Here is an 8315-nt window from a genome sequence, read left to right as displayed (position 1 = left end):
CGGCGGCGGCCCGCGCGGCGGCGCTGCTCGAAGAGGTGGGCCTGCACGCCGACGACGGCGCGCGCTGGCCCAAGCATCTCTCGGGCGGCATGGCGCAGCGCGTGGCGATCGCGCGCGGACTCTACACGCAGCCGCGTCTGCTGCTGCTCGACGAACCGTTCAGCGCCGTCGACGCGATGACGCGCATGCGTCTGCAAGACCTGCTGCTGACGCTTGTGCAGGCGCACGACATGGCGGCGCTCGTGGTCACGCACGATCTCGACGAGGCGCTGTATCTCGCCGACCGCGTCGTGCTGCTGGAACCGGCGAAGGGCGCGGCCACGCGCGCGACGAGTCACGTCTTCGAGGTGACGCAGCCGCGCGCGCAACGCCGCGAGCAGGGCGCGGACCGCGCGTTGCGCGCGCGTCTGCTCGAACGTCTGGAGGCATCGGTGAAGGCGCCGCTCGCTGCTTGAGGCGATCCGGATCGACATCGACATATCCACCGGCGTGACGCGCTTACAGCCTTTCGTAAGGCGCGCACGCTAGGATGGGCTGCCTGGGTGCGGGCTCGCGCGACGTTTCTCGTTGCGCGGGCCGCGCCGGTCCCCGCAGTCAATGACGATGTCTACCCACTTTTCCTGCACGATGTGTGGCCACTGTTGCCACGATCTGCGCATTCCCCTGAGTCTGGCCGAGGCGCGCGTCTGGTTGCGCGATGGCGGCGACGTGCAGCTCTTCTGCGAAGCGCTGCCGTGGCTTGCCGAACCGCCCGCCGACGACGGCTATGCCGCGTACAAACGCGCGCGCTCGTTCGCGGCGATGAGCGGCACGCTGCCCGTGCGTATCGTACCGATGGTGGTGGCCGCTTTCGATGGTCCGTGTCCGAACCTGCTGCCCGATCTGCGCTGCGGCGCTTACGATCACCGGCCGCGCGTGTGCCGCATCTATCCCGCCGAAGTGAATCCGTTCGTGCCGTTCGCACCGTCCGCGAAAGGCTGTCCGCCGCAGGCGTGGGAGTCGCGCTATTCGGTATTCGAAATCGAGGGGCGGTATGTCGATGAGACGGTGCAGGCCGATATCGCGCTGCGCCGCCATTCGGATGTGGCCGACATGCCGGCCAAGCGCGCACTCTGCGACGAACTCGGCGTGCGCATGGCGGCGCTCGGCAACGAGGGTTTCGTGATCGTCAAGCCGGGCAGCGAAGCGATGGATGCGGCGATTGCCGCCGCGCTCGACGTTGCGAATGCGTCGATCAAAAACACGGTGCAGAACACGCTTCAAGCGGCCGACGCAATCGACCCCGGCATCTCATGGACGCTGATTTCGAATCGCCAGGCCACGCGCGATGCGCTCGCTTCCGTCGACGCCCTGAGCGCGCCGCCCGAAGCGTTGCCGATGCCCCAGCACTACCTGGGGTTTCATCCGGCGAGCGCTGCGTGAAAGTGCCGGAGGTGTCGAACGCGTCGAACGTGTCGAAATCAAAGCGCTGCGTGCGCCGCGCTCAGCACCACACCACGCGATCGTAGGCCACCGTGCGGCGATAGATATTCTTGCCGCGCCAGCTCGAAAATTCCATGTAGGCACATTCGAGCACCAGAATCCAGTTAGTCACGCCCATTGCCATTCCCCATTGTTGGTTTGAATGCAAGGCCAGTCTAGGGGCGAGCCCCTCGCGACGAAGCGTCGAGCAAAACCGGTTTGTCCGGTCAGTTCGGGCATTCGTGCCGGGTGCCGCGCCGCCCCGGCTTCTTCACTGCATGTTGCGCCGCAACTCCGGTACCTGAAAAGGTCTGCGCGCGAAGCTGTTGCGCTTTACACACACGGCGCGTCGTTGATTGGCGTTTTCGGATGTCGCGCGCGCGTGGATGCTGCATGCGCAGGGTCGCGCTTTCGTGCGGAGCCTTCCGTGCGCTGGCCGACGTAATTTGGCGAAGTCGGACGGCCCGCCAAGCGCGTGCTGCGTGGCACGCGGCATGCAATCAAAGCAGCGGTTAGACTGCCGCTGTAACGCGCTGGCCCTTTTTAAAAGGCGATGCGTTCGCAACGCAACATCGATCCCGTTTTCTTGCTGCAAAAATTGCCGATTCCATGCTGAAAAATCTCTGGTACGTCGTGGCTGCGTCGACCGATCTGCGCGACGCGTTGCTGCCTGTCACGCTGCTCGGCCATCGCTTCGTCGCGTTCCGCGACACCGAAGGCCGGGCGCGTCTGCTCTCCGATATCTGCGTGCATCGCGGCGCGTCGCTCGCGGCGGGCCAGCGTGTGAACGGCGAGGTCCAATGCCCGTATCACGGCTGGCGTTATGGCGGCGACGGCGTCTGCACGCATATTCCGGCGCAGCCGCAGGCGCGCATTCCGGCGCGGGCGCGCGTCGACGGTTATCCGGTCGTCGAGCGCCACGGCTGGATCTGGGCCTTTCTCGGCGATCTGCCCGAAGAAGAGCGCCCGCCGCTGCCGCCGCTCGCCTGGGCCGACGACGCCAATGTGCGCGTGATCCACGGCACCTTCGACTGGGACGCGAACTGGGAGCGCATCGTCGAGAACGGACTCGATTTCGCGCACGCGCCGTTCGTGCACGGCACCTCGTTCGGCGCGCCGGATCGGCCCGAGATCGATGCGTTCGAAGTGAGCGCGCCCGATGCGTGGAGCGGCCACGCGAAGCTCGTGATGCAGCGGCCCGTACGGCGCGGTCTGCTGCGCCGTCAAGCGACCGGCGAGCACGTGGAAGTGGTTACGCAAACGGGTTTTCATTTGAGCGGCCCGTGCGCGACGCTCGAACTGCAACTGGGGAACGGCTGGCGGATTGATATCGTGTCGGCGCATGTGCCGGTGGATGCGCTGCATACGCGCACGTACTGGATGATGGGGCGCACATTTCTGAAAACGCCGCTGCTCGACGCGCGGTTTCGCGCGCGCAATCTGCGTATCTTCAACGAGGATCACGCAGTGTTGCGACGCGTGCGTCCCGAGCTCGTGCCGGATGGCTGGCAGAGCGAGGTGTCGGTGAAATCGGATGCCTTGCAGATCGCGTTCCGGCAGCGCGTGCGCGCGCTCGAACAGCGCGGCTGGCTTGCGGCGCCGCCCGGTTCCGGCGATGCGGCGAGCGATGTGGAGAACAAGCGCGCGATCAACGTGATCGCTTGTCCCGCGCGTCGTGATGTGTCGACGTGGGCGCTCGACGGGGCGCTGACGCCGGTACTACCCATTGCGTCAGTTTCAGACGCGAACGCAGCAAACTAACTCGCGCGATCCGCAGAATCACGCGCGAGCGCCTCGAAAAACAGCGCCCGCGCGTGAATGAACCCATGCATCAAACGCGATCAGTGATGCCCGATGTCATCGCGCGGCGGCACCACGGGTTCGACGCCTTCCCAGTACGGCTCGCTGCCGTAATAGGCGTGCACGGTGCTGCCCCACTTGGCGTCGGCCATCGCGGGCCAGTGATCCTTGTCGAAGCCCGGCGCGTTACGCACGCGTTCGGACGAGACATTGAGCAGGAAACACTTGCGGCTCGTATCGAGCGTGAGCGCGCCCCACGGAATGGCGAACAGCTTGTCGCCGATACCGAGAAAGCCGCCGCTCGACAGCACCGCATAGGCGACGCGTCCGCCTTGCACATCGAGCATGATCTCCTTGATCTTGCCGATTTCTTCGCCGTCCGAACTGAGTACGCGATTGCTGTCGAGCGTACTCGCGGCCATGATGTCGGGGCCGGGACCGGCGGCCGTTTCGCTGCCCTTGCCGACGATGCGCGCGCCCTGGCTGCCTTGGCTCGTGGGCATATTGCTGGGGGTGAAGGTGGGCATGATCGCCTCCTGTGAAGGACTACATTGAGTTCGGCCGGCGCGTTCGCGATGCTGCGTGACGCCGCCGGCCGTCGTACCTTCACTAGAGCAATGCCCGTGCCGCAGATTGCGCGGATTTTTCAGCGCCGCACGCGTGCGGCTCGGCGTGATTCGGCACGCGTTCAACTCACTGAAGGCTCGCCTTCTCCCGGATGTTTGCCGGGACGATCGGCCGGCGACTGCTTGCGGTCGCGGTCGTCGCGCTCGGGCATCTTGCTGTGCGCGTTGTCGTTGTGCTGGGCGGGCGCAGGGTGGCGCGGGTCGTCGGGTTGCGGATTACGCGGATCGGTTGCAGTCATGGCGTCGCTCCCATCGAAGTGGACGCTTTCTCACCGCAAACTCCGCGCCTGCTGCGCACGCTCACACCGCGCGCAGGTTACGACGCCGTCCCCGCATTTTTCCCCGCCACGTTGTAGCGGTGCGCATCTTCGAAGAACGCGCGCTCGGCGGCCTGATTCATCACGAGGATGCTGATGCGACGATTCAGCGGACTGTCGGCGCTGCCCTTGTCGAGCGGCAGCACGTCGGCGAGCCCGCGCACCTGCAGCAGACGGTCCTCGCTCAGATGACCGGCCACCAGCGCGCGCCGCGCCGCGTTCGCGCGTTCGCTCGACAGCTCCCAGTTCGAGTAGCCCGCAAGCCCGCCCGAATACGGGACCGAATCGGTATGGCCCGCGATCGACACGCCGCTCGCCGTGTCGTTGAGCGCGCTGCCGATCTCGACGAGGATCGCGTACGCATAGTCTTCGAGCTTCGCGCTGCCGGTGGCGAACATCGGCCGCTTGAGCGAATCGACGAGCTCGATGCGCAGACCTTCGTCGGTGATCGTCACGCGGATCTGGTCCTTGAATGCGCTCAGCGCGGGCTTCTGCTCGATCAGCGCGGAGAGCTTCGCCTTCAGTTGCTGCAGACGCGCCTTGTCGGCGGCGTCGGCGGGCGCGACCGATACCGGCACCGCGCGCGTCTGCGACGGCTGCGCGTTCGCGCCGCCCACGGCGGGCAGCTTGTTCGACAGATCGTGACCGCCGCCATTGATGATGCTCGGGCTCGGATTGGCCGAATTCGGCTTGCCGCCGAGCATGCTCGACAGCGGCGTGTTGAAGTACTTTTCGATGCCGTCGCGATCGTACTGCGAGGTGGAGCCGAGCAGCCACATCAGCAGGAAGAAGGCCATCATCGCCGTCACGAAGTCGGCATAGGCGATCTTCCACGCGCCGCCGTGATGCGCGTCGTGGGCGCCGCCTTTCTTCACGCGGCGGATCACGGGCGCGGGTTTGCTGCTCTCGCTGTCTTGCGCGGCGCGCTGTCTTTGCGACATGTTGTTTTCTCCCCGGTGTTGCGGTGTCTCTGTGCGCCGCGCTTACGCGGCCTTCGGCGTCTTGGTGGCGCGCACGGTTTCGTCGAGTTCCTTGAAGCTCGGACGGTCGGCGGTGAACAGCACCTTGCGGCCGAATTCCACGGCCACCGGCGGCGCGTAGCCCGCGAGCGAGGCGAGCAGCACGGCCTTCACGCACTGATACGGCTTGGTCGCGGCGCGGCCCTTCGCGTTGAGCAGATCGGCGATCGGGCCCACGAAACCGTAGGCCAGCAGAATGCCGAGGAAGGTGCCCACGAGCGCGCCCGCGATCATCTCGCCGAGCACGGCGGGCGGCTGGCCGACCGAACCCATCGTGTGCACGACGCCCATCACGGCGGCCACGATGCCGAAGGCGGGCAGGCCGTCCGCCATCTTCTGGATCGCGTTGGGCGCGACCGAAACTTCGGCGTGATGCGTGTCGAGTTCCTCGTCCATGAGGTCCTGCATTTCCATCGGGTTCACGTTGCCGCCCGACATCATGCGCAGATAGTCGACGATGAAATCGAGCAGATGATGGTCGGCCAGCACGCGCGCGTACTTCTGGAAAATCGGGCTGTTATCGGGCGCCTCGATATCCACTTCGAGCGCCATCATCCCTTCCTTGCGGGCCTTTTGCAGCAGTTCGTAGAGCAGGGCGATCAGTTCGAGATACTGCGCCTTGGTGTAGCCGCCGCCCTTGAAACAGGTGGGCAGCGCCTTGAGCGTCTTGCCGAGCGTGGACTTCGGATTGCTCACCACGAACGCGCCCATCGCCGCGCCGAAAATACACAGGAGTTCGAACGGTTGCACGAGCGCGGGCAGATGGCCGCCCACGCCGACGAAGCTCCCGATCACCGATCCGAGGACCACGATCCAGCCGATTGCGACAAACATGATGTTTCCCTTGCTTCCTTGAGTGTTGAAACGGACCCGACGGCCGCGCGCAGCGTCTACGCGGCGTCTTGCGCGAGCGCGTTGGCGCGGTCCACGTTGAGCAGCGCGTCGATGTCCCGCGCGGCCATTGCCTTGCCGAAGTAATAGCCCTGTGCGTACTCGCAGCCCTTCAGACGCAGCATGCGCGCGAGTTCCTGGCTTTCGACGCCCTCGGCGACGGTGGCCATGCCGAGATTCGAAGCCAGCGCGACGATGGCGTCGACGATCTTCGCGCTTTCGCTGCACGTCGCCATCGAGAGCACGAACGAGCGGTCGATCTTGAGCTTGTCGAAATGCAGTTCGTGCAGATGCTGCAGGCTCGAATAACCGGTGCCGAAGTCGTCGAGCGACATGCTCAGTCCCGCGCCGCGAAATTGCGCGAGCACGGCGCGCGCGATATCGAAGTCGCACATCAGCGCCGACTCGGTGATCTCGATCTCCAGACGCTCGGGCGGAAAGCCTTCGTCGGCGAGAATCGGCAGCAGCAGCGAGACCAGTTGTTCGTCCTTGAACTGCGCGGGCGAGATGTTGAACGCAAGGCGATAGCGTTCGGGCCAGCGCAGCGCGTCGCGGCAGGCGCGGCGCAGGATCGCCGCCATGAACACGGGCGCGATGCCCATCTGCTCGATCAACGGGACGAACAAATCGGGCGGCACCCAGCCGCGTTCGGCGTGATGCCAGCGCGCGAGGATTTCGAAGCCGGCGGTCTGGCCGTCGGCGAGACGCACGAGCGGTTGATAGTACGGGCGGATTTCGCCGCCCGCGAGCGCGCGGCGTACGTCCGATTCGAGCGTGGCCTGCTCGCGCAGTTCGTCGTCCATCTTCTGCTCGAAGAAACGATACGTGCCTTTGCCTTCGCATTTGGCGCGGTACATGGCGATGTCGGCGGCGCGCAGCAGGTCGTCGGCATCTTCGCCGTCGCGCGGGCAGCACGCGATGCCGATGCTCGCATCCACGTTCAGACGCACGCCGTCCACGTCGATGGGCGCGCGCACAGCGGCCAGCAGACGTTGCGCGAGTTCGCGCGCGACATCGGCCTGTTCGTCGTGCGGGGCGAGGGCGAGCACCGCGAATTCGTCGCCGCCGAGACGCGCGACGGTATCGCGCTCGCGCACGTTGCGGCGCAGACGCGCGGCGATTTCGCAGAGCACGGCGTCGCCGGCCGCGTGGCCGTACAGGTCGTTCACGGGCTTGAAGCGGTCGAGATCGATCACGATCACCAGATAGCCGCTGCCGCGACGGCGCGCCTGTTCGAATGCGGCGCCCATTTCCGCCGCGAGCAGGCGGCGGTTGGGCAAGCCGGTGAGCGGGTCGTGGCGCGCGAGCGCCTGGGCGTGCGCCTCGGCGGCGCGCGTGGCTTCGTGCGCGTCTTTGAGTTCGCGCGACCTGGCGCAGAGCGCGTCGAAGGCCTTGGCCATCGCGCCGATTTCGTCGGTGCGTTCGAGGTCGGGCAGCGTGTGAATTTCTTCGCCGCGCGCGAGCCGCACGAGCGAATCGGTGATCGCGAGCAAGGGCTGCAGCATCGTGCGCTCGACATGGCGGAACAGCGCGACGCCGAGCAGCAGCGTGAGACAGGCGATCGCGAGCGCGGCTTCGAGCGTGCGCTTGACGAGCCGGCGCGCGTGGCGAGCCGCATCGTGAACGCCGAGCGCGCGTTCGTCGCCGACCGTTTGCAGGCTGTCGTCGCGCATGTCGCGCAAGTCCGTTTCGTGCAGGCCCTGGCGGTCGATCAGCACGAGACGCGCGGGCACGGCCTGCACGTTGTCGAGTGCGTGCGCGGGGCGTTCGTTGTCTGCGCTGCCTTCGTTGCCTTCATCGCTGCTGCGATCCGCGTAACGATCCTTGAACGCGTGTGCGGCTGGTTCCTGTTCGGCGTGTTCGGCATGTTCGAGTGCATGATTCACGGCGAGCAACTGACTCGTGAGCAACAGCGTTTGCGCCGCGAACAGCACGATGAAGATGCCGATGTGCAGCTTCGTGCGCGTGCGGATCGAGCGGCGCAACGCAGCGGTCGCGCTACGCAGCGACCAGGCATCGCGCGCCTGAGGCGCTCGGGACGCGGGCTTCATGGTGTGATCCATAGGCGTTCGTCTCGATGATCCTCAAGCGCGGCAGGTGCGCTGACGCGCAAGCAAACGACGCGTGGCGAAATTAGTGGCGGCGCCAATGCCGTGGCCGCGCCATGCAGCGGCGCGGCGTGCGCGCGGCGCGGCGCTCGC

The 8315-nt window shown here is 66.2% G+C and carries 8 protein-coding genes; 3 read left to right on the top strand and 5 right to left on the bottom strand.

Annotated features, from left to right (window positions below):
- From G3N97_RS33815 to G3N97_RS33805, 3 genes are all read left to right on the top strand, one after another.
- A partial coding sequence (locus G3N97_RS33815; protein ID WP_205997230.1) for an ATP-binding cassette domain-containing protein occupies positions 1-455 on the top strand: 455 nt, incomplete at its 5' end.
- Positions 456-603: 148 nt separating this feature from the next.
- On the top strand, positions 604-1422 hold the full coding sequence (locus tag G3N97_RS33810) for a YkgJ family cysteine cluster protein (RefSeq protein WP_205997229.1): 819 nt from the start codon (positions 604-606) through the stop codon (positions 1420-1422).
- A gap of 648 nt (positions 1423-2070) precedes the next feature.
- Positions 2071-3222: an aromatic ring-hydroxylating dioxygenase subunit alpha gene (locus tag G3N97_RS33805; protein WP_205997228.1), complete on the top strand. Its 1152-nt coding sequence runs from the start codon at positions 2071-2073 to the stop codon at positions 3220-3222.
- 80 nt (positions 3223-3302) lie between these two features.
- Here G3N97_RS33805 and G3N97_RS33800 read toward each other — a convergent pair whose 3' ends face one another.
- From G3N97_RS33800 to G3N97_RS33780, 5 genes are all read right to left on the bottom strand, one after another.
- Positions 3303-3788 (bottom strand): PRC-barrel domain-containing protein, encoded by a 486-nt coding sequence (locus G3N97_RS33800; RefSeq protein WP_241031004.1) that lies wholly within the window; start codon positions 3786-3788, stop codon positions 3303-3305.
- Positions 3789-3949: 161 nt separating this feature from the next.
- Positions 3950-4126, bottom strand: coding sequence for a hypothetical protein (locus G3N97_RS33795; RefSeq protein WP_181440967.1), 177 nt, complete (start codon positions 4124-4126; stop codon positions 3950-3952).
- Between the two features lie 77 nt (positions 4127-4203).
- Positions 4204-5145, bottom strand: coding sequence for a flagellar motor protein MotB (gene motB, locus G3N97_RS33790; protein WP_205997227.1), 942 nt, complete (start codon positions 5143-5145; stop codon positions 4204-4206).
- 42 nt (positions 5146-5187) lie between these two features.
- The gene (gene motA / locus G3N97_RS33785) at positions 5188-6057 is read right to left on the bottom strand and encodes a flagellar motor stator protein MotA (protein WP_205997226.1); all 870 of its coding nucleotides are present in this window, start codon (positions 6055-6057) and stop codon (positions 5188-5190) included.
- A gap of 56 nt (positions 6058-6113) precedes the next feature.
- Positions 6114-8165: an EAL domain-containing protein gene (locus tag G3N97_RS33780; RefSeq protein ID WP_205997225.1), complete on the bottom strand. Its 2052-nt coding sequence runs from the start codon at positions 8163-8165 to the stop codon at positions 6114-6116.
- Positions 8166-8315 lie beyond the last annotated feature (150 nt).

Source organism: Paraburkholderia sp. Ac-20347 (assembly GCF_017104805.1).
GTDB lineage: Bacteria > Pseudomonadota > Gammaproteobacteria > Burkholderiales > Burkholderiaceae > Paraburkholderia > Paraburkholderia tropica.
This window is presented reverse-complemented; position numbering and strand designations above follow the sequence as displayed.

Excerpts from the sequence above, each read along its gene's own strand:
- G3N97_RS33810 (WP_205997229.1), top strand. The coding sequence starts at position 604 with ATGTCTACCCACTTTTCCTGCACGATGTGTGGCCACTGTTGCCACGAT.
- G3N97_RS33805 (WP_205997228.1), top strand. The coding sequence starts at position 2,071 with ATGCTGAAAAATCTCTGGTACGTCGTGGCTGCGTCGACCGATCTGCGC.
- G3N97_RS33800 (WP_241031004.1), bottom strand. The coding sequence starts at position 3,788 with ATGCCCACCTTCACCCCCAGCAATATGCCCACGAGCCAAGGCAGCCAG.
- G3N97_RS33795 (WP_181440967.1), bottom strand. The coding sequence starts at position 4,126 with ATGACTGCAACCGATCCGCGTAATCCGCAACCCGACGACCCGCGCCAC.
- motB (WP_205997227.1), bottom strand. The coding sequence starts at position 5,145 with ATGTCGCAAAGACAGCGCGCCGCGCAAGACAGCGAGAGCAGCAAACCC.
- motA (WP_205997226.1), bottom strand. The coding sequence starts at position 6,057 with ATGTTTGTCGCAATCGGCTGGATCGTGGTCCTCGGATCGGTGATCGGG.
- G3N97_RS33780 (WP_205997225.1), bottom strand. The coding sequence starts at position 8,165 with ATGAAGCCCGCGTCCCGAGCGCCTCAGGCGCGCGATGCCTGGTCGCTG.